This is a genomic window from Hymenobacter lucidus, from assembly GCF_020447265.1.
GTDB lineage: Bacteria > Bacteroidota > Bacteroidia > Cytophagales > Hymenobacteraceae > Hymenobacter > Hymenobacter lucidus.
In genome coordinates this window covers 460339-479675 of record NZ_JAJADR010000001.1, presented here as the reverse complement: position 1 = coordinate 479675, position 19337 = coordinate 460339, and the positions used below count along the sequence as shown (strand labels likewise).

Sequence of the window (19337 nt, the reverse complement as noted above, 5' to 3'; positions counted from 1 at the left end):
ACCAGGCAGAATGACCAATCCTTAATTGACTCCTCCGCAGCTTTGGCGCAGCTTTTCGAGGCGGCGCACCACGTCTTTTACCGTGGCCTCGTTGCTGGTGTAGAGCGGCAACTCGAAAGTGGTGGAACTGCCTTTCTTGCGCTTCGCAATTTTGATTTGGTAGTGCGGGGGCTCATCATCGTCGCCCTTGTCGGGCGCGTAGCTCAGCGTGGTTACGGCGGCCCAGTCAAAGCTCATTTTCAGCTCAAAGAAGCCGTCGTCCATGCGCACGGCCCAGCCCGAGTTGCTGCCGCCGTAGCTCACGGCCAGGGCCTTCGACATCTGCACGTCGGCGTCCCGGTCCCGGATAATCTGCTCGGCGTGGCAGCCCTTCAAAGCCAGGTGCACATCCTGCTTGGGCTTTTGAGGGTTCTGCATCAACTGGTCGAGCTGCTTCATCAGCGCCTGCTGCTCCGCCGCCGATGTCTGCGCCTGCGCGGGCATTGCCGCTCCACAGATACTTAAAACGACGCCGGCCAAAAGGATTGTTTTCATAGTTGGAACAGGTCAGAACGAAAAACTCACTATTTCACTACCTCACCGCTTACTCCTTCACAATCAGCCCGTCCCGAATGCGAATCAGGCGCTGAGTCTGGTCGGCAATATCATTTTCGTGGGTCACGATGACGACCGTCATGCCTTCCCTGTTCACGGCCTTGAAAATGTCCATCACCTCCTGCGTGGTCTGGGTGTCGAGGGCGCCGGTGGGCTCATCGGCCAGTATCAACTTGGGCTGACTGATGAGGGCCCGGGCAATGGCCACGCGCTGTTTTTGCCCGCCGCTCAACTCGCTGGGCAGGTGGTCGGCACGGTCGGCCAGGCCCACCCGGTCGAGGTATTCCAGGGCCAGCCGGTTCCGCTCGCGCCGACCTATTTTCTGGTAATACAGCGGCAGGGCCACGTTTTCCAGCGCATTTTTGAAGTTCAGCAGGTTGAACGACTGAAACACGAAGCCCAGGAACTGATTGCGGTACTGCGCGGCCCGGGTCTGCGAAAGGCTCCTATCGATGCGGGTGCCAGCCAGGGTGTAGTCGCCCTGGTCAAAGTCGTCGAGGATGCCCAGGATGTTGAGCAGCGTGCTTTTGCCCGAGCCCGACGAACCCATAATGCTCACCAGCTCGCCCGGCCGGATGTGCATATCGATGCCCTTGAGTACCTCCAGCCGGTTGGCCCCCACTTCGTACGTCTTCCGGATATTGCGTAGCTGAATCATAAGGCGGAGCGAAAAGACGCGTAACTTGCTTTGCATAGTAGCATGCAATACAAATTACCAAGAACCGATCTGAAAAGCAAAAGCAGGCCGGTTATTTTTTCAGACAGCTACCCACAGCAGGCAGCAACGTGCCGATAGATAGCAGCACCGGGCGAAAGGTTGCCTGAGGGTTGTGAAATATAGCAAAAGTCAATTACAGAAAAGTACAGTCAGGCCTTGTCTTACTCCTATCTTGTACCAACTTCCGTAATCTTATTTTTACCTGTCATGTCCTTTGCCCAACATGTTGTCTGGATTACGGGCGCTTCCGCCGGTATTGGCGAGGCGCTGGCCCGGGAGTTTGCCCGCGCCGGCGCCCGGCTAGTACTTTCTGGTCGCAATGTGGCTGAGCTGCAGCGCGTGGCCGCCGCCTGCGCTCCAGCAGAAATCCTGGTTGTCCCGCTCGACTTAGCCGACGGCACCACCTTTGCTGCCTGCACGGCCCAGGTGCTGGCCCACTTCGGCCGCATTGACATTCTGGTTAATAATGGCGGCATCAGTCAACGCTCCTTGGCGCTGGAAACCAGCCTCGACGTGCACCGGCAACTGATGGAAGTGAATTACTTCGGCACCGTGGCGCTGACCAAGGAAGTGCTGCCCCACCTTATTGCGCAGGGCTCAGGGCAGGTGGTAGTGGTCAGCAGCCTGGTGGGGAAGTTCGGTACGCCCTACCGCAGTGCCTACTCGGCTTCCAAGCACGCGCTGCACGGCTTTTTCGATTCCTTGCGGGCCGAAATCTGGTCGACGGGCGTGGGTGTCACCATTATTTGCCCAGGCTTCATTCGCACGGGGGTTTCCATCAATGCCCTCACGGCCGACGGTAGCCCGCAGCGCACCATGGACGCGGCTACTGAGAGGGGAATGGCACCCGAAAAGCTAGCCCGGGCGGCCGTACGCGCCATTGCCTGCCGCAAGCAGGAAGTCTATATCGGGGGGCGCGAAACGCTGGGGATTTACCTCAAAAGGTGGGTTCCCGGCCTGTTCAGCCGGGTGCTGCGCAAGGCGCAGGTGCGGTAGAGTGACTACTTGGTAGAGCGGCGGGCCTGCATCTGGGCCTGAATCTGGCGCTTTTTGGCTTGGTAATCCTTGTACTGCGTAGGCGTCAGCACAGCCTTCAGCTCGCCTTCCGACTCGGCATTTATCTTTCTCAGCTCGGTTTGCAGGGCCGTCTGGTTGCCGGCATTCTGCTGGCGGGCATCATTCACCTTCTTTACCGTGCCGCTCAGAATGGCCCGCACCTTGGTTTGCTGGTCGGGCAGTAGCTTCAGCTCATCAGTCATCACGTCGGTCAGGTCGCGGGCGGCGGCTTTAGGCATGGCCGCGGGCGGCGGGGCTACCGTCACCGACTTGGCTTCCGGAATATCTGCCTTTTGCCGCCGGGCACAACCAAACGTAACGGTGCCAAGCAGGCCGAGAACAAGCAGGGAACGGGAGAACAACATAGGGAGAAGTGAATGAATCCGGCTTGCATACGCGAAAACTGGGCCGCACGGTTATGCCCGGTCCAAAATGCCACTTCGAGCTCTGTAACGAGGTTTCCTAACCAGCTGAAACCGTGCGGCTACTGGCCATCGACACAGTGGGGCTGCTGGCTTTCATTTCCTGGGCAGTGTAGTGAGCCAAGGCCATGATGGTAAGCATAGGGTTTACGCCGCTACAGGCCGGAAAAGCGGAGCCATCGGCCACGAACAGGTTGCGCACCTCGTAGGTTTCGCCGTTGGGCCCCACCGGGTGAGTAGCTTCGGTGCCGCCCATGCGGCAGGTGCTCATCTGGTGGGCGCTGTAGAGGCTGAACTGGTTGGGTTTCCAACCCAGGTGGGGCAGTTTGTCGAGCAGCTCGGGGTTCAGCACCACGCCGCTCTCGGCTAGCAGCGTGGGCAGCGTGCCGTGGGGCAGGTACACCTTGCGGGCCCCGGCGGCCACGTGAATGTCGGCCGCCGCCCGCACGCCGGCCAGCATACTAGCCCGGTCGAAGTCGCTGAGCACGTAGTCGACGAGCGGGGTACCATCTTTATCAACACTGACGCGGCCACCATCCCGGTCCCGGGTCAGCACAATGAAGCTGCCCAGGTGCGCCGCTTCCAGCATCATCTGCTTGTGCTGCTCGCCGCTCAGCCAGGGCAGCACCATAGCCATCAGGCCCGCGTGGGCCGGGGGCGTCTCGATTTTGGCGCCGAAGTTGGTACCGTTCAGCCGGGTAAACGCGTCGTTTACCACCGACATGCTCGGGCCGTGCCAGGGGTCCATGCGGTGCGGATACACCCCCGAAACGGCTACGGTGGGGTGCAGATGCAGATGCTGCCCGATATGGGGATGCCGCAGGCCACTACGCAGCAGCAGCGCCGGCGTCTGCACCGCGCCGCCGGCTACTATCACGCGCTTGGCCCGCACCGTAATACGCACCGGTCGGCCCTCGGCCGTGGTATGCACCGCTTCCGCGCCGGTGGCCATGCCAGCGTGCACGGTCACGCGCTCCACGTAGGTATCGGCCAGGATGCGTGCCCCGTGCTGAAACGCCTGCAGAAGGTAAGTATTCAGGGTGCCCTGCTTGATGCCGTACCGGTCGCCCATGGTGCTGTAGCCCAACCCCTGAAAGTGCTGCTCCGAGTCGGAAAGGCCTTTTTCGTTGCGGGGAATGAGCTTTACCTCCTGGCCCAGCTTTGTGGAGCCGTCCCAGAGCGCCTGGTTCTGACCGTTGTGGCGCTGGTAGTCAGTATTTACGCTCAGGGCCTGAGCCACGGCGTCGAGGCTGTACTTAAACTGCTGGGACGTAAAATGCGGCACCTGGTGCTCCCGGGCCCATTCCTCCAGCACGTAATCGGGGGTGCGGAAGGAGCCGGCCCAGTTGACGGTAGTGCCGCCGCCCAGGCAGCTGCCCGCCAGCAGGGCCACGCCCCCGTCCTGAGTAGCCAGGGTACCTTTGGCGTCATAGAGCTTACCCATCATATCCACTTCGCGCTGGGTAAAGTCGCAGCCGTGGCAGTAGGGGCCTTTTTCAATTATCAGCACGTCGTGGCCGGCCGCTGCCATTTCGCCCGCAATGACGCCCCCGCCGGCGCCGCTGCCGATTACCAGCACGTCGCAGTCGTAGGTGGTATCGGTGGTAGGCTGCAGCGTCCGGATAGGCTTGGGTGTATCCACCACGTCTTCAGGCAGCGGGCCGGGGTACCCGATATGCGGCCAGGCGCCGTTGCCCTGCTCGGCCGAGGAGGAGCCGTAGTACAGAAACACCATCAGCTTGCGCAGGGCATGAAAGCCTTTGCGCAGCTGCGGCAGGTTGCTTTGGGCCCAGCTGCGCAGCATCTGCTGGCGCTGGTCGGCGTCGAGGCGCGCGAAAGGCTTCAGCGGCCCAAACCAGGTGAGGCCCAACATGGGGTTGGCCAGCAACCCCAGCAGCTTCTCAAATTCCTGCTGCGCGCCCAACGGCTGCGCACTTATCACTTCATTTATCTGCTGCAAATCAATTCCTTCCGCACCTGAACGCGCCCAGAACTCGGCGGCTGCGGGGCGGCCGGGCAGGCCCGGAATAAACGTATCGGCCAGCGCCCGGAGGGTCGGGTGGTGAGCAGCGGAGAGAATCATACAGAGCGGAAAAGCGGGCGGGATTCGGCCGACGGGTGTGGAGGCGCGGCCGCCTGAAAATATCGGCATTTTCTCTCAGATAGTATGCTTGCCGCATACTTTTTCGCGGCGGCGCGTCAGCTCTTTTGCGGCGCTGTCAACGCCAGAGCAAAAAAAGAGCGCCTTTGCGGGCGCTCCTGCTTCGATATACATAGGCTACTCTTTAAAACAGCCGCAGCAGCCAGTCTATCATTTTCTGGACCTTATCGGTGTAGGGCGGATACATGAACTTGATGCCGGTGCGGCCGGTGCGCTGCTTGAGCACCGCTTTTTCGTTGGAAAAAGCCAAGAAACCGTAGTGGCCGTGCGCCTTGCCCATGCCGCTGTTGCCAACGCCCCCAAACGGCAGCTCGGGGTGGGCCAAGTGCAGAATGGTTTCGTTGATACAGCAGCCGCCCGCCGACACATTCTGGAGCAGGTAGCGCTGGTTTTCGCCGCTCTGGGTAAACAGGTACAAAGCCAAAGGCTTGGGCCGAGCATTCACGAAGTCGGCGGCTTCCATTAGGGTGGTAAAGGGCTGAATGGGCAGCAGCGGACCGAATATTTCCTCCTGCATTACCCGACTATCAGGGCCGGCTTCCAGCAGCAGGGTGGGCTCGATAAAGCACTGGCTGCTATCCACGATGCCGCCCAAAGCCACCTGCGCCCCGTCACGCTGGGCGTCTTCGAGCAGACCGGAAAGCCGCTCAAAATGATGCTTATTCACGATGCGGGCGAAGGACTTGGAATTGATAACACCCTCACCCTTAGGGTCGTAAAACCGGGTTACGGCTTGGCGCACTTCCTGCACAAACTGCTCCTGCACGCTGCTTTGCACCAACACGTAGTCGGGCGCCACGCACGTTTGGCCGGCGTTGATGTACTTGCCCCACACGATTTTCTCGGCCGCGTCGCGCAGGTTGGCCGTGGCATCGACCACCACCGGCGACTTGCCGCCCAGTTCCAGCGTCACGCTGGTGAGGTGCTCGGCGGCAGCGCGCATCACTACCTTACCAATGGCCGGGCTACCGGTGAAGAAGATGTGGTTGAAGGGCAGTTGCAGCAGGGCCGTGGCCACGGCCCGGTCGCCTTCTACCACAGCTACTTCGGCGGGGTCGAACAGCTCGTGGGCCATGCGGCTGAGCAGCGCGGCCACGGCCGGCGTCATCTCCGAGGGCTTGATAATGCAGCAATTGCCAGCCGCCAGGGCCGATACCAGCGGGTCGATGGCCAGGTAGAACGGGTAGTTCCAGGGCGCAATAATCAGGCATACGCCCTTGGGCTCATACTGCACCCACGAGGTGGTGCCGACCAAAGACAGTGGCGTGCTTACCCGGCGGGGGCGCATCCACTGCTTCAGGTTTTTGAGCGTATGCTTGATTTCGCCCTGCGACGACCAGATTTCGGTGACGTCGGTTTCGGCGGCGGGCTTGCGAAAATCGGCGTAGAGGGCCTGCTGAATGGCCACGCGGTTCTGCTCGATCCACTGGCTGAGCTTGCGCAGCCGGTCGGCCCGCTCCTCGGCTGCCTCGCGCCGCAGCACCGGGGCCCGCAGCTGCTGCCGGGCAAACAAAGCCGACGGGGAGAAAGCAGAGGCAGCCAAAGTAGGCGGCGCCGTTTGGGTAGTGGTCATGATGCGGGGGAAGGAGGTCAGGAAAGCCAAGATACGTAATTGAGCGGGCAACCTTTGGCCTCTCCACTTCCTATGCTGTAAACCAACAGCGGCCGGAGCAAATAGGGCTCCGGCCGCTGTTGGTTTAGCATGGCGGTAGGCTCAGGTATTGAGCACTTCGCCGCCGTTGGGGTGCAGAGCCTGCCCAGTGATGTAGGAAGCGTCGTCGGAGGCCAGGAACACGTAGCACGGACCTACTTCGGAGGGCTGGCCGGGGCGCTTCATGGTGGTGTCTTTGCCGAATGAAGCTACTTTCTCGGGCGGGAAGCTGGCCGGAATCAAGGGCGTCCAGATGGGGCCGGGCGCCACGGAGTTGACCCGGATTTTCTTCTCGGCCAGCTGCTGGGCAATAGAGCGGGTGTAGGCCGTAATGGCCCCTTTGGTCGAGGTATAGTCGACCAGCTGCTGGTTGCCACGGTAGGCGTTGATGGAGGAAGTATTGATAATGGCGTCGCCTTCCTGCAAGTGAGCCAAGGCGGCCCGGGTGACGCGCACAAAGGAAAAGAAGTTGACCTGGAACGTGTCCATCCACTGCTGGTCGGTGATTTCGGCCACGTCCTGGCTGACGAACTGCTCAGCCGCGTTGTTGACCAGCACGTTGAGGCCGCCCAGCTCCTGCACCGTGCGCTCCACAATCTGCTGGCAGAAATCCGCCTCGCGCAGGTCGCCGGGCAGGGTGAGGCAGCGCCGGCCCTCCTGTTCTACCAGCTGGCGCGTGTCGTAGGCATCCTGCTCTTCGCTGGGCAGGTAGGTGATAGCCACATCGGCACCTTCGCGGGCAAAATGCACGGCCACCGAGCGGCCAATGCCACTGTCGCCGCCCGTAATGAGGGCCACTTTGCCTTCCAGCTTGCCGCTGCCCCGGTAACCGGGGCGGATGTATTCGGGCTGGGGCGTCATTTCGGTTTCGAGGCCCGGCTGCTGATCCTGCTGCTGCGGGGGCAATGTTGTTGGTTTGGTTTCCATAGCCTTGGAATGATTGGAATGAATAGTCGGTAAGCCTGAAAAAACGCAGCTCCCGCCGGCAGGTTATAGCCCAGGTTAGGATTTGAGGGCTATACAGTTGGGCTTTTCCAGTCCTCATAACCCCCGGCCGGCAGCTGCACAATACCCACAAGTAGGTATTGCGGACGAAGTCGGACCGGTATAATTTTGCCCGGAAACTTTACCTAACGCCATAACTCTCACCGGCACAGCTCTTTTACCTTATTCAATATCCAATTGACTATAAGTGAAATCCTGCTACAGTACCCCTGACCTTGAATAGGATATAATACCCTTACAGCCAGTCATCTAATACCTGTGCCAGCCGGCTGCCGGCTTGCTGGTACAGCGTACTTGGCCGACTGCTCAGAAGTATAATTATTTTATTCCTCCGCGCCTCTTTCTCACTCTTGCCCCGAACCTATATGCAACACAATTACACGCGTCATTTCCGCCTGGGCGGACTGCTGCTCGCCCTGGTGCCGGGCAGCCTGAGCGCCCAGCAGCTCTTCAACAGCGCGCGCGGCAACTACTCAGGCCTCACCGGTGCCCACTGGAACCCGGCCTCCATCGTCGACAACCGCTATTTCTTCCAGCTGCGGCTCGTGGGCTTCGATGTGCACGCCACCAACACGGCCTACCGCTACACCGGGGCCTGGAGCCCCCAGAACTCCGGCGCCGACCTGGATTTGGGCAAGGAGTTTCTGACCCGCAGTCCGAGCGATAAGCCCAAGATGTTCAGCGCGGGCCTGAACGTGGCCGGACCGGGCGTCATGCTGCGCATCAGCCCCACCCAGAGCGTGGCTTTCAGCACCCGGGTGCGGACGGCTATGCAGGGCAACGCGGTGTCGGAAAACCTGATTCAGAACGCCGTAGACGAGTTCAAGACCAAAGGGCGCTCGGCCGACAACACGTTCAACATGAACCTGAATGCCTTTTCGGAGTACGACCTGACCTATGGCCGCGTGGTTATCGACAAAAGCCTGCATTTTCTGAAGGCGGGCGTCACGGCCAAGCGCTTCATCGGCTTCGGCTCGGGTTACCTGCAAAGCAAAAGCGCCGACTACCAGATTATCGACAAAACCGCTGCTACCGGCGACACAATTGTGCGCATCAACAGTCTGGACGCTGCTTTTGGCTATTCCAACCCCGATGCTTTCGACAACATCGACGCCAACCAGGCCCTGAAGTGGCTGACCGGCGGTGGCCCGGGTGGCGGCTGGGGCCTCGATATCGGGGCCGTGTATGAGTACCGGCCCAATATGGGCCAGTACCGCTACATCGACAAGAGGGGGGTAGACCGGCTCGACTACTCGCGCAATAAGTACCTCTACCGCATATCGGCCTCGATTACCGACATCGGCTACATCAAGTACAAGGAAAACGCCACGGCCTTCAACAACATCAAAACCAAGAACTCGGGCGTGAGCGAAGCCGACCTGGAGGGTATTGACCTGGACAACTACGAGGCACGGCTCAACAAGATTCTGCGCACCCAGAAGCAGGTGCGGGAAAACGAATTCGTGGCCGGCACGCCCACGGCCCTGAACGTGGACGTGGACTACCACCTCTACAAGTGGATTTATGCCAACGCGGCCGTGAGCCAGAGCCTGCGCGGCAAATACGCGGTGGGCATGCGCAACTTCTCGTTTTTCTCTCTCACTCCGCGCATCGAGAGCAAGTGGCTGGAAGTGGCCGCGCCCCTGACGATGATGAACAACTACAACAACTTCGCCTACGGCCTGATGGTGCGCGTAGGGCCGCTGGTAGTTGGCTCCAACGATTTGTCGGCGTACTTCGATTCGAGCAGCCCCTACGGCTTCAATGGCTACGCTGAGCTGGCCTTTTCCCTGGCCAACGGCGGCAAGAAAAGGAAGCACGGCCCTTCCCGGCTGAAAGACAGCTCCGATACGAAGGAGCCCAAGGTTAAGAAAGTGAAGGTAAAGACGAAAGAAGCTGCTCCGCAGAAATAACCAAAGGCCGCCCGGTGGGCGGCCTTTACTTTTTGTGGGTTTTGAGGTAGAGCTTGGCCTCGCGGTAGGGCGGCGACTTTCGCTCGGCCTTATCGGCGACGGTGGTGAAGTAGCGGCGGGCAGCTTTGGTATCCTTCTCGTCGTCGGCCATGCGGCCCAGGTTCAGGTTGGCCGAGAGGTAAAAGCCGCTGCTCACGTCGCCGGTACTTTCCGAAAACACCACGCAGCGCTGGAAGTAGTCTTTGGCCTTGGTGATGTCCTTGTAGCTGTTCTGCACGATGGAGCCCAGGAAATAGGTGGCGTAGCGCCCCCCGATGCCTTCGTAGCCGGGGTAGCCGCGGTTTATCTTATCCAGAATTTCGCGGCTCACCCGCTCGCACTCTATCATGTCGCCTTGGTGGTAGCAGAGCAGGGCGTAGAAGCGTTGGAAGTAGGCGTTATCGGGAAAGTTGTTGGCCAGGTAGCGCGCCGTGGGCAGGGCCCCGTCGAGGTTGTTTTCCTCGGTATACATGATGCGCATTAGGTAATACTTGGCCTCGATGCCGGTGTAGAAGCCGTTGGCGGCCACGTTGCGTAGCTGCTGCAACCCCAGGGCGCGGTTGCCCTTTGGGAACAGCAGCAGCACGGGTCGCAGCAACGGGTAGTTTTCCGCAATCCAGACGGCGTAGTAGTTGAACAGCGCCTGGCCAAACAAAAACTCGGGGCTCAGGCCGTTGGCTTCCTTGCTTTCGTCGAGGTAGCGCAGGGCTTTGCGGCTGCTGAGCGTGGCGGCCGTCCAGTTTTTGCGCTCGGCGTTGAGGTGGGCATCGAAGCCGTAGGCGGCCGAGAGGAAAAAGCAGGCCTCGTAGTTTTTGCTGTCCTGGTCGTAGAGCACCTGGGCTTTCTGCACGGTGGTATCCATGTATGCAAACAGCAGCTTGTCGTACTGCTTGGCCTGCAGGTTGGTGGGCAGTATTTTCCACCACTGGCTCAGGCCCATGAGCAGGTAGGGCAGCGGGTGCTCGGGGTAGCGCCGGCGCAACGAGCGGAATTGCTTTTCGGCCTTGTCATACTTGAAGTTGTAGAGGTTGTGGATGGCGCCTTCCAACTCCAGCTGGATGTCCTTGTCGAGCATCAGCCATCCTTTCCCGTCGCGGGCGGCCGGCTCGATGTCCACGTTTTCCAACTCAATTTTGCGGATGGGCCGGGGACTTTTGGTGGTATCCACGCGTTGGGCCCAAGCCCAGGCGGGGGCGCACACGACCAGCATTACCAACAATAATTTCCGCATACGTTCTGTAATCTATTCAACCGGATTTCCCGGCTCGTGCCCCTACCCGCCCCTGCCCCGCTACTGGAGGCTCGGCCGCAACAGGAAGCAGCTCTAAGCAGATGGCAACACTGGGATAAGCGAGTAATGCGCCGCCGATCAAATAACGGCTTTATTCCCAACTGTTCCCAGCCCTGGTAGCGCAACAGCTGCCAAAGCCCGGGAGTTCTGCCGCTTCTTACGGCTGACCAGCTCGCAGCAGCTATATACCGCCGCGAATATTTCGGCGGCGGGCTTAGCGCTGGCACCTAGTAAGGCCTACGCAGAAAAGGCCGTCGTGCAGCAACAGCATGACGGCCTTTTCCCTAAGAGCGCGAATGACTACTTCCGCTCCTGCACCACTATGTCGCCGCTGTCTACGGTGCCGCTGGGCACGGTGCGGCTGCGGCTACCGCGCACCAGCCGGAACTTGGTGAAGTAAGCCGGCAGGCCTTCCACGTTCATGGCCGCGCCGGTGCGCAGCTCGTAGTGCAGGTGCGGAAAGTAGGAGCTGCCCGACGAGCCGATGCGGGCCAGCACCTGGTCGGGGCGCACCTCATCCCCTACTTTCACTACGAGGCTGTTCTGGCGCAGGTGACCCAGTAGGCTGAACTCGCCGTTGCCGTGGTCGAGCACGAGGTAGTTGCCGTAGAGCAGCAGCGGGTCTTTGCCCACCATGTCGCCGGGGTTGAAGTAGTCCTGGCCGTTGTCGTTGTCGGACTGGGCGCTGTAGGCGGCCACTACGCGGCCGGCCGCCGGGGCGTGTACGGGCTGGTCGAAGCCGGGGTAATCGGTATTTTTCTTCCCGTCGCCGCCGTGGGTTTCGCCTTTGTCGTTCACCACCACGAAGTCGTGGGCGTAGCGCATGAAGTTGGACCGGATACCGACCTGCTGGGCCACCGGGTGGTGAAAATCGAGGCGGCGGTGGTGGGCGTTTTCGTCGTGCCCGTCCCAGATCAGCAGGCGGCCCGTAATTGGGATTTTCAGCGCGGCCCGGGGCTGGTAGCGCTCCGGCGTCACGTCCAGAGCCTGGGTCACGGCTTTGCGTTTGGCATCCTGAAACTCGAAGGTGTAGGCCAGCCGGGCCACTTCCACGTCGGGCGCGAAGGTGTGAAACGGGTTGAAGACCAGCGCCACCTGGCCCGGGGCAAACACGCGGTGCGACAAGCTGCTGACGGACGGACTAAAGCCGTTGTTGTCCACGAATTTGCGCAGCACCAGCGCCCCGCTCCGGTCGTACACCGACACTTCCACCTTCGAGAGCCACAGGGAATCGGGGCCGGCCTGCACCGCAAAATCGAAGTTGAGGTGGGAGCCGGCCCGCTCTTCGAGCAGCACGCGGCTAGGCGCTACGGTGATGGTGACGGCGCCGGGCGCGGCCGCAGTGGAGTTAGCAGCGGCAGGCAGCAGCGCGGCGGCCAGGCGGCAGGTCAGGAATAAGGCAGAAAGCATGGGCGGGAAAGGTGGGTTCTTTCCGGCAGATGAAGCCGCCGCGCCAAGCGTTGCCTGAACCGCCGTGTTTTATAGTAAATTCCCTATATCAACTAACCCGACCCACTACTTTCCGGCTTTGGCGGTTTCCGGCATTGGGGCCAGACTGTTGAGGTAGGTTTCGAGCATGGTGTAGCCGCCGGGGCCGGTTTTGCTGCGGTCGGCGGCGTCTTTGGGGTTCAGCTTCTGCCGGGCTTCCCAGGCGTCGGGCATGCCGTCGTGGTCGGCGTCGGCCGGGGCGGGGGCAGTTTTCAGCACCGGCCAGGCTTTTTGGGTAACCGCGTAGGGCGTGCCGTGGGGGTAGCCGCCCTGCACGTCGATGAGGCGGCCGGTGCCGCTGCGCACGTCCCGCACGATGCGCGCGTCGAGCGTGTCGCGAGTGGGCCGGACGGCGCCGGCGCCCCGCAGCACGGCTTCGTAGGCGGCAGGGGCAGCCTGGGTGGCTACGGGGCCCAGCACGAAGGGCGTTTCTACCCGGGCCAGCGCGGTGTCGGCGCGGGTGCCGCCGTTCATGTCTACGCCCCGCCAGTTGTGGCGGCTTACGGCGGGGTTGCCTTCCACCACGTTGCCGGTCAGGAAATACTTGCCGTAGGGCAGCTGTTTGGCTTCCAGCTTGTAGGGGTTCAGCACCCGGCCACGCACGCTGGGCTTGGTGCTGGGGCCGGGCTTGTAGTAGTTGTTTACGATATTGTAATTGCCGCCCTCGCCGCCGTACACGTTGTTTTCGCCCCAGTTGTAGATGACGTTGTTGCGGAAATCGGCGTTTTCGTAGCCCGGCGCGTGGGTGTAGCGGCTGCCGTTAAAGCGCGGCGTGCGGGAGTTGCAGTGGGCAAACAGGTTGTGGTGCATGGTAGCGTGCAGGCCGCCCCAGATGCCGCCGTAGCCGTGGTGCTCAAAGTCTTTGTCGCCCTTCTCGAAGTGGTAGGAGTAGTTGAGCGGCTCGCTCATCAGATTCCACTGCAGCGTTGTACTGTCGCACTCGTACACCGACAGCACCTCGTCGGTACTCCAGCTCATCGAGCAGTGGTCGATGATGATATGCTTCTGCCGCATGCCGCCCCCGAAGGCATCGTCGCCGCCGGCCCCGTCTACAAAGCCCTGGTTCTGGTTTTTGTCGCCCATCCGGAAGCGCACGAAGCGCACGATGACGTTGCTGGCCTTAATGCTCACGGGGTAGTCGGCCAGGCAGATTCCGTCGCCGGGCGCACTCTGGCCCGCCACGGTGGTATTGGCTTGGTCGATAATCAGCGGCGCGGCCAGATGAATGGTGCCCGATACCCGAAAAACGACCGTGCGGGCCGCAGCTGGCGCACTCAGGGCGTAGCGTAAGCTGCCCGGCTGCTTATCGTCATTCAGGTTCGTTACTTCAAATACCGTAGTGGGCGCGGCAGCCGTGCCCCGGCCGCCGGTAGTGAAGCGGCCCGCACCTTCGGCCCCGGGAAAAGCCAGTTGTTGAGCCGCCACCGGCCCCGGAAAGGCCAGCAGCAGTACCCCGGCCAGCGCGGCGGCGTTGGGCAACAGGGAGCCGCCGCGTAGACGGGCTTGCAGAACAGAAAAGGGCATAACCATCGGGAGGGCTGAGGAAGCGAAACTGCGGCCGAGCAGGCCGTGGAAGCGGTACCGACCGGCCCACGCGACTACCGCAACCTGATATTACCGAATTGCCGGGGCCGGCGGCAGCAACGGCCGGTATTTCTTTATGCAAACGATGTCGGCAACGTTGCCAGCGGCCCGGGCACGTCATTGGCCTCACATGAAAGGGGGAGTCGGTGCAACCGGGCGGCGCTATATTCTTCTTTTGCCATGTATAGCAGCCCATTACCTCCTTCGCTTCTACTCTCTGCACTTATGAACACCCGCCTACTTCTATCCGTGCTTTTCCTCGCCGCCCTGCTGCGCCCCGGCTGCGCCAGAGCCCAGGAGCTGCCCCGCCGCGTGTTTGTCGGCATCGAGTTGCAGGGCATCACCGACAGTATTCAGCGGCGCTACCAGCTGCCCGACAAGAATGGCGTGTTGGTGCGGGGTGTGCGGCCGCAGTCGTCGGCGCAGGCGGCGGGCCTGCTGCCCAACGATGTGGTACTGAAAATGGGCGCTACTCCGGTGGGGTCCAACGTCGGGGAGTTTGTCGGGCAGCTCCGGCAGTACCGGGTCGGCGACAAAGCCCCGTTCGTGGTGCTGCGCAACGGCCGGAAAATACGCAAGCAGGTCACGTTTATGGCCTTTCCCAAGGATAGCAGCCCATTTTACGAGGCCCAGTATTCCTCCGTGCGCTATGGCACCAATCAGCTGCGCACCATCATTACCCGGCCCAAAAACCCGGCCCGGGCCCAGGTACCGATGGTGCTTTTCATTCAGGGCGTAGGTTGCTTTTCGGTCGACAACCCGCTCAACCGCGCCGACGTCACCAACCGCATCATCGACTCGTTGTCGCGCCACGGCTACGCCACCATGCGCGTCGACAAAACCGGCATGGGCGACAGCCAGGGCACGCCCTGCCCCGAGTCGGACTTCCAGGCCGAGGCCGGCGGCTACAAGGCGGGGCTGGCCGCCATCCGGCAGCTGCCTTTTGTCGATCAGCAGAACATCTTTATCACCGGCTTCAGCATTGGCGGCATCATGGCCCCGCTCGTGGCCCAGGGCGAGCCGGTGAAGGGCATTGTGGTATACGGCACGGCCAGCCGCAACTTTATCGAGTACCAGCTGCAGAACGCCCGCCGCCAGAGCGAACTGCGTGAGCTGCCGTTCGACTCGATTAGCAGCCGCCAGAAAGTGCTGGCTGCCGCACTGCACCTGCTGCTCACCGAAAAGCAGACACCCGCCCAGGTGCTGGCCCGGTATCCGCAGGCCCGGGAGCTGATTGACTTTCCGCAGAGCTACCGCTACATGCAGCAGTGGGAAGCCGCCAACCTGGCCGCCGCCTGGAAAAGCCTGAACACCCGGGTGCTGGCCCTGCGCGGCGAGGCCGACTTTATTTCCTATGACGAAGACCACCAGCTCATTCTCGACATCGTCACGAAAGAGCACCCCGGCCAGGCCCGGTTTGTGAAGCTGCCCAACGTAGACCACTTCTTTACCAAAGCCCGCACGCCCCAGGAAAGCATGCAGCTGGCCGAAGCGCCCGCACCGGAAAAGAACTTCGAGTTTATGCGCGTCATTCTGGGCTGGCTCGCCGAGCAGCAAAAGGCCTAAGCCAAGACGCTACTGCTGGAAGCCGGCCAGGGCGCGCAGCCGGGCAGGGTCGTAGGTCTGGCCGTCCTTCACCACCAGCTGCACCCGCCGCAACGCCTGAATCTGCTCCAGCGGGTTGCCGTCCACGATGAGTAAATCGGCCTGCTTGCCTACTTCGATGGAACCGCTCTGCTTGTCCCGGCTCATCACGCGGGCCGGGGTAATGGTGGCCGTTTGCAGGGCCTGCAGCGGCGTGAGGCCAGCCTGCACGTAGAGCTCCAGCTCCCGGTCGATACTGGTGCCGGGAAACCCCATATCGGTGCCGGCCACGATGGTAATGCCGTTGTCGTAGAGCACTTTCACTAGCTGTATCATGCTCATAAACTGCGGCTTAAACTGCGCCGCATCCTTCGGGTCGCCGCCCATGCTGACGAACAGGGCCTGCAGGGGCTGGGGCAGCTTGGCAAAGGCGGGCTCCAGGGTCGTAATGTCGTCGGCGGTAGAGCGGCCCATGATTTCGTACACGCCCAGCGTAGGGTCGATAACCGTGCGGTGGGCCTTCAGAAACCGGAAGGCCCGCAGGCTGGCCGTGTCGCGCAGGTCGTAGGAACGGTCCGGGTTGCGCTTCAGCACCGCGCCCACGTAAGGCAGGTGATTTACCTGGTCCATACCGGCCGCTACGCCCTGGTAAATGGTCATGCCGTCGGGAATGTGGCCCGTGACGGTCAGTCCCAGCCGGTGCGCCTCGGCGCAGATGGCCTGCACGACTTCGGGCTTCAGGGAGCTATAGAGCTTGATTTGGGCGAAGCCGTTGGCCTTGTAGTGCTGCACCACCTGCGCGGCTTCGGCCGGCGTGTTGGCCCGCACAATGCCCAGCGGGCGTTTTCCGTCGCCATCAATAATACCAGCCTTGAGAATGCGCGGCCCCACGCCCTGGTTGCTGTCGATGGCCTGCTGAATGGCGTTGATGTAGCTGAACTCGTTGCCACAGTCGCGCACGGTAGTGACGCCGGCGGCCAGGTAGGCGGGGCCCCACTCGGCCTGCTGAAAGTGGGCGTGCATATCCCAGAGCCCCGGCACCACAGTTTGGCCGGCCGCCTGAATGACTTCGGCCCCGCGCGGCACCTTCACCTTACCCACCGCCCCGATTTTGGTAATCTTCCCGTTCTCAACCACTACCACCGAGTTGGGCAGCAGCTTACCGTTTACCACATCCAGCACCGCCCCGCCCGTAATGGCCAGCACGGCAGCTTTGGGCCGGACTTTGGTGCCCGCCTCGGCCGTAAACAGCCGCATGCCGTGCGTGGCGGCCCGGCCGATGAGCTCGGGCAGCAGACTTTCGTAGGGCTGCCACATCATTTCCAGCTTATCCCCCTCGGCATCGTTGGTAATCACGCAGAACAGGCGGCCCTGCTGGTCGGTCCAGAGCAGCTCATTGCCCCACACCAGGCCCTTAATGACGTAGCGCTCCAGCACCAGCGGCTGGTTTTGAAACCGGAGCGTATCCTGCCCGTCGCGGCTGATTTGCACGCTACCGGCGGGCAAAGTGGCTATGCTGGCGGGCCGGCCGTGCTGCTGCCAGTAGCGCAGCAGCAGCATCTGCCCGGTGCCCGGCGAGTAGCCCGCCACCGGAAAGCTCAGCGGGGCTACCGGCTGGGTGGTCACCTTGTCATCAACCCGAATGTAGGCCTGCCCGCCCCGCAGCTCAATGGAGTCGTTGATGCCCGACATGCGGGAGGTTTTACCCCTCACCACCAGGCTTAGCGGCTCGTAGGTGGGCGTCACGCGGAGGCGGGCCCGTAGCGGCACCGGTGAGCCCCGATCCACGAACTTGAAGTCGACGTGGTAGGTCAGCTGCTGGGCGGTGCGCGTCACGCGGTAGGTTTCCTTGCCAATGCGCTGCTCGAACTTATGCAGCAGAAAGGTACCACTGTCGGCCGAGGCGGGTGGCGGTTGGGCCTGGGCCAACGCGGGGCAAAAAGGCCAGCTCAGTGCGGCTAGGAGTAGATATGGTTTGATGGACATAGCTCGGTAAGCAAATAGCACGATGAAAGACAAGCGTGGTAATATTACCAAGTTCCTATAAATGAAGCATTGCGCTGGCTATACTCCACAAAAAAAGGCCCTTACAAATCTGTAAGGGCCTTTCCGCAAAGAGCAGGAGCGGCAGCTTAGTTTTTCACTTTTACCTGGCCGTCGTCGGCGTCGCGCTTCACTTTGGTGCCGTTGGGGTACTCCACTTTCGTGTCGCCGTCCTTGTCGATTTTCACGGTTTTGCCGTTCGAATACTCAATCTTGGTTTCGCCGTTTTTCTTCTTTTCGTACTCCACTACGCGCGGGCCCCGGCGGGCCGGGCGGGCCGCGGTGCTGGTCGTAGTTTCAGTGGTGGTTACTACCGTGCCGCCGTCGTCGCTGTAGCCGTAGTAGCGGGGGCGGTTGCTCTGGTAGGTGTTGTAGCGGGCCTCGTCGTTGAACACGGTTTTGATGTCGTTATCCGTGCTGGTATCTACCTCGCGTATGGCGGCGTACTGGCCGGTCGTGTCGTTGATGTAGCGCGTTTTCACCTCGCCCAGGCGCTTGGCCCGGGTGTAGTACACGCGGCGCACCTGCCGCACCTGAGCCGTATCGGTGATACCCAAGTCGTTGGTTACCATATCGGCCGTCCGGTAGCCTTCTTCCTGGTAGAGGGCGTCGTTATCAACTACCACGGCCGTATCGGCGGCGGGAGTAGTGGCCGCGTCCACGGCGGCGGCTTTGTCGCGGTTGCACGACGAGCCGAGGGTAATGGCAGCCATGCAGGAGAGGGCGAGCAGCGTATTTTTCATGTTCAGAGCAATGGGTGAGAGAATAGCGGCGGCTTAATAAATCAGCCGTTGGCCCTGTACGGTGGAGGTTGGTTGCAGGTTCGTTCCAGGGGGCCGCGTACTTTTTTTACCGCGGCCCGTAGTTGTACGAATAAGGCTGAACTTTCGTGAATATATATCTGTACTATAGTATATTCGTCGTCTGTCCGGCCATAGTGCTTATCTTCACCCGAAGAAGCAGCACCGCCACCAACTAAATAAGATACACCATGGGGAAATCCCAAGCATCCTTTGGCAAAAAGGAAAACGAGAAAAAACGCTTAAAGAAGAAAAACGATAAGGCTGACCGCAAGGAAGAGCGTCAGGCGGGGGCCAAGAAGGGCCAGAGCCTGGACGAAATGATGGCCTATGTGGATGAGTTTGGCAACATCTCCTCCACCCCGCCCGATCCGAACAAGAAGAAAGTGGAAATCAAGGTGGAGGATATCCGCATTGCCATTTCCAAGCAGGAAGACATGGAGCAGCCCGACCCGATCCGCAAGGGCATCGTGGCTTTCTTCAATGAATCGAAGGGCTACGGCTTCATCAAGGATCAGGAAACCCAGGAAAGCGTATTCGTGCACGCCAACGGCCTGCTCAATCCTATCAAGGAGAATGACCGGGTAACGTTTGAGGTGGAAATGGGCCAGAAAGGCCCGACCGCCGTATCGGTGAAAATGGCTGTGAAGCCTACTCCCGAGGCCCCGGCTGCCCCAGCCGCTCAGTAATTAGCATCCGCAGCCGCTCTGCCGGCTTGAAGAGGCTGAAGCTCCCCGAGCTTCAGCCTCTTCGCGTTTAACAGTAAGTCGTTGTTTGTTCTGTCGTCTTGTTATATCTGTCATGCAGAACGCAGTGACGGACATTCCTCGTCTGAGTGATAAACATGATTCAACGTGCCAAAGTCCTTTGCTGCTAACGTAGTGAAGAGCTTTGGCACGTTGGCAATAACTTGGTGAGTCAGGTGAGAAACGTCCTTCGTTCCGCTTCGCTGCCTTCAGGATGACAGCGTAAACAACACAACAACAGC

Annotated in this window: 15 protein-coding genes; 4 read left to right on the top strand and 11 right to left on the bottom strand. The window is 61.0% G+C overall.

Translation table 11 applies throughout. From position 1 onward, the window contains the following. Positions 1-21: 21 nt before the first annotated feature. Positions 22-534 carry a hypothetical protein gene (locus LGH74_RS02040; RefSeq protein WP_226171142.1) on the bottom strand — a complete coding sequence of 171 codons (513 nt, stop codon included), beginning with the start codon at positions 532-534 and terminating at the stop codon, positions 22-24. Positions 535-583: 49 nt separating this feature from the next. Next, positions 584-1252: an ABC transporter ATP-binding protein gene (locus LGH74_RS02035; RefSeq protein ID WP_226171140.1), complete on the bottom strand. Its 669-nt coding sequence runs from the start codon at positions 1250-1252 to the stop codon at positions 584-586. A gap of 267 nt (positions 1253-1519) precedes the next feature. On the opposite strand from LGH74_RS02035, the gene LGH74_RS02030 reads away from it, so the two are divergent. Continuing rightward, complete coding sequence (locus LGH74_RS02030; RefSeq protein ID WP_226171138.1) at positions 1520-2308, top strand: SDR family oxidoreductase; 789 nt, start codon at positions 1520-1522, stop codon at positions 2306-2308. Between the two features lie 5 nt (positions 2309-2313). Here the strand turns inward: LGH74_RS02030 and LGH74_RS02025 are convergent, their stop codons facing one another. From LGH74_RS02025 to LGH74_RS02010, 4 genes are all read right to left on the bottom strand, one after another. After that, the gene (locus LGH74_RS02025) at positions 2314-2733 is read right to left on the bottom strand and encodes a DUF4890 domain-containing protein (RefSeq protein ID WP_226171136.1); all 420 of its coding nucleotides are present in this window, start codon (positions 2731-2733) and stop codon (positions 2314-2316) included. Between the two features lie 97 nt (positions 2734-2830). Next, entirely contained in the window at positions 2831-4873 is a 2043-nt protein-coding gene (locus LGH74_RS02020) for an FAD-dependent oxidoreductase (RefSeq protein WP_226171134.1), read from the bottom strand. Positions 4874-5075: 202 nt separating this feature from the next. Beyond that, positions 5076-6524 (bottom strand): aldehyde dehydrogenase family protein, encoded by a 1449-nt coding sequence (locus tag LGH74_RS02015; protein WP_226171131.1) that lies wholly within the window; start codon positions 6522-6524, stop codon positions 5076-5078. 141 nt (positions 6525-6665) lie between these two features. Continuing rightward, complete coding sequence (locus LGH74_RS02010) at positions 6666-7529, bottom strand: SDR family oxidoreductase (RefSeq protein WP_226171128.1); 864 nt, start codon at positions 7527-7529, stop codon at positions 6666-6668. A 443-nt stretch (positions 7530-7972) separates the two neighbouring features. Between LGH74_RS02010 and LGH74_RS02005 the strand changes: the two genes are divergently transcribed. Further along, positions 7973-9520 carry a DUF5723 family protein gene (locus LGH74_RS02005; protein ID WP_226171125.1) on the top strand — a complete coding sequence of 516 codons (1548 nt, stop codon included), beginning with the start codon at positions 7973-7975 and terminating at the stop codon, positions 9518-9520. Between the two features lie 25 nt (positions 9521-9545). Here the strand turns inward: LGH74_RS02005 and LGH74_RS02000 are convergent, their stop codons facing one another. The 3 genes from LGH74_RS02000 to LGH74_RS01990 all read right to left on the bottom strand — a co-directional run bounded on the left by LGH74_RS02000 (position 9546) and on the right by LGH74_RS01990 (position 13862). Further along, positions 9546-10790 (bottom strand): tol-pal system protein YbgF, encoded by a 1245-nt coding sequence (locus LGH74_RS02000; protein WP_226171122.1) that lies wholly within the window; start codon positions 10788-10790, stop codon positions 9546-9548. Positions 10791-11150: 360 nt separating this feature from the next. Next, entirely contained in the window at positions 11151-12260 is a 1110-nt protein-coding gene (locus tag LGH74_RS01995) for a M23 family metallopeptidase (RefSeq protein WP_226171119.1), read from the bottom strand. 105 nt (positions 12261-12365) lie between these two features. Beyond that, a complete protein-coding gene (locus tag LGH74_RS01990) occupies positions 12366-13862 on the bottom strand; it encodes a pectate lyase family protein (RefSeq protein WP_226171116.1) in 1497 nt (498 codons plus the stop codon). A gap of 285 nt (positions 13863-14147) precedes the next feature. Between LGH74_RS01990 and LGH74_RS01985 the strand changes: the two genes are divergently transcribed. Continuing rightward, the gene (locus tag LGH74_RS01985) at positions 14148-15488 is read left to right on the top strand and encodes an alpha/beta hydrolase family protein (RefSeq protein ID WP_226171113.1); all 1341 of its coding nucleotides are present in this window, start codon (positions 14148-14150) and stop codon (positions 15486-15488) included. Positions 15489-15497: 9 nt separating this feature from the next. Here LGH74_RS01985 and LGH74_RS01980 read toward each other — a convergent pair whose 3' ends face one another. Both LGH74_RS01980 and LGH74_RS01975 read right to left on the bottom strand, forming a co-directional pair. Beyond that, positions 15498-17492: an amidohydrolase family protein gene (locus tag LGH74_RS01980; protein WP_226171111.1), complete on the bottom strand. Its 1995-nt coding sequence runs from the start codon at positions 17490-17492 to the stop codon at positions 15498-15500. 146 nt (positions 17493-17638) lie between these two features. Next, entirely contained in the window at positions 17639-18292 is a 654-nt protein-coding gene (locus LGH74_RS01975; protein WP_226171108.1) for a T-complex 10 C-terminal domain-containing protein, read from the bottom strand. 248 nt (positions 18293-18540) lie between these two features. Here LGH74_RS01975 and LGH74_RS01970 point away from each other — a divergent pair, with 248 nt between their 5' ends. Continuing rightward, on the top strand, positions 18541-19038 hold the full coding sequence (locus tag LGH74_RS01970) for a cold-shock protein (RefSeq protein ID WP_226171105.1): 498 nt from the start codon (positions 18541-18543) through the stop codon (positions 19036-19038). The last annotated feature ends 299 nt before the right edge of the window (positions 19039-19337 follow it).

What these genes read in the sequence shown, in the direction of transcription:
- LGH74_RS02040 (WP_226171142.1), bottom strand. Translation starts at nt 534, where the DNA reads ATGAAAACAATCCTTTTGGCCGGCGTCGTTTTAAGTATCTGTGGAGCG.
- LGH74_RS02035 (WP_226171140.1), bottom strand. Translation starts at nt 1,252, where the DNA reads ATGATTCAGCTACGCAATATCCGGAAGACGTACGAAGTGGGGGCCAAC.
- LGH74_RS02030 (WP_226171138.1), top strand. Translation starts at nt 1,520, where the DNA reads ATGTCCTTTGCCCAACATGTTGTCTGGATTACGGGCGCTTCCGCCGGT.
- LGH74_RS02025 (WP_226171136.1), bottom strand. Translation starts at nt 2,733, where the DNA reads ATGTTGTTCTCCCGTTCCCTGCTTGTTCTCGGCCTGCTTGGCACCGTT.
- LGH74_RS02020 (WP_226171134.1), bottom strand. Translation starts at nt 4,873, where the DNA reads ATGATTCTCTCCGCTGCTCACCACCCGACCCTCCGGGCGCTGGCCGAT.
- LGH74_RS02015 (WP_226171131.1), bottom strand. Translation starts at nt 6,524, where the DNA reads ATGACCACTACCCAAACGGCGCCGCCTACTTTGGCTGCCTCTGCTTTC.
- LGH74_RS02010 (WP_226171128.1), bottom strand. Translation starts at nt 7,529, where the DNA reads ATGGAAACCAAACCAACAACATTGCCCCCGCAGCAGCAGGATCAGCAG.
- LGH74_RS02005 (WP_226171125.1), top strand. Translation starts at nt 7,973, where the DNA reads ATGCAACACAATTACACGCGTCATTTCCGCCTGGGCGGACTGCTGCTC.
- LGH74_RS02000 (WP_226171122.1), bottom strand. Translation starts at nt 10,790, where the DNA reads ATGCGGAAATTATTGTTGGTAATGCTGGTCGTGTGCGCCCCCGCCTGG.
- LGH74_RS01995 (WP_226171119.1), bottom strand. Translation starts at nt 12,260, where the DNA reads ATGCTTTCTGCCTTATTCCTGACCTGCCGCCTGGCCGCCGCGCTGCTG.
- LGH74_RS01990 (WP_226171116.1), bottom strand. Translation starts at nt 13,862, where the DNA reads ATGCCCTTTTCTGTTCTGCAAGCCCGTCTACGCGGCGGCTCCCTGTTG.
- LGH74_RS01985 (WP_226171113.1), top strand. Translation starts at nt 14,148, where the DNA reads ATGAACACCCGCCTACTTCTATCCGTGCTTTTCCTCGCCGCCCTGCTG.
- LGH74_RS01980 (WP_226171111.1), bottom strand. Translation starts at nt 17,492, where the DNA reads ATGTCCATCAAACCATATCTACTCCTAGCCGCACTGAGCTGGCCTTTT.
- LGH74_RS01975 (WP_226171108.1), bottom strand. Translation starts at nt 18,292, where the DNA reads ATGAAAAATACGCTGCTCGCCCTCTCCTGCATGGCTGCCATTACCCTC.
- LGH74_RS01970 (WP_226171105.1), top strand. Translation starts at nt 18,541, where the DNA reads ATGGGGAAATCCCAAGCATCCTTTGGCAAAAAGGAAAACGAGAAAAAA.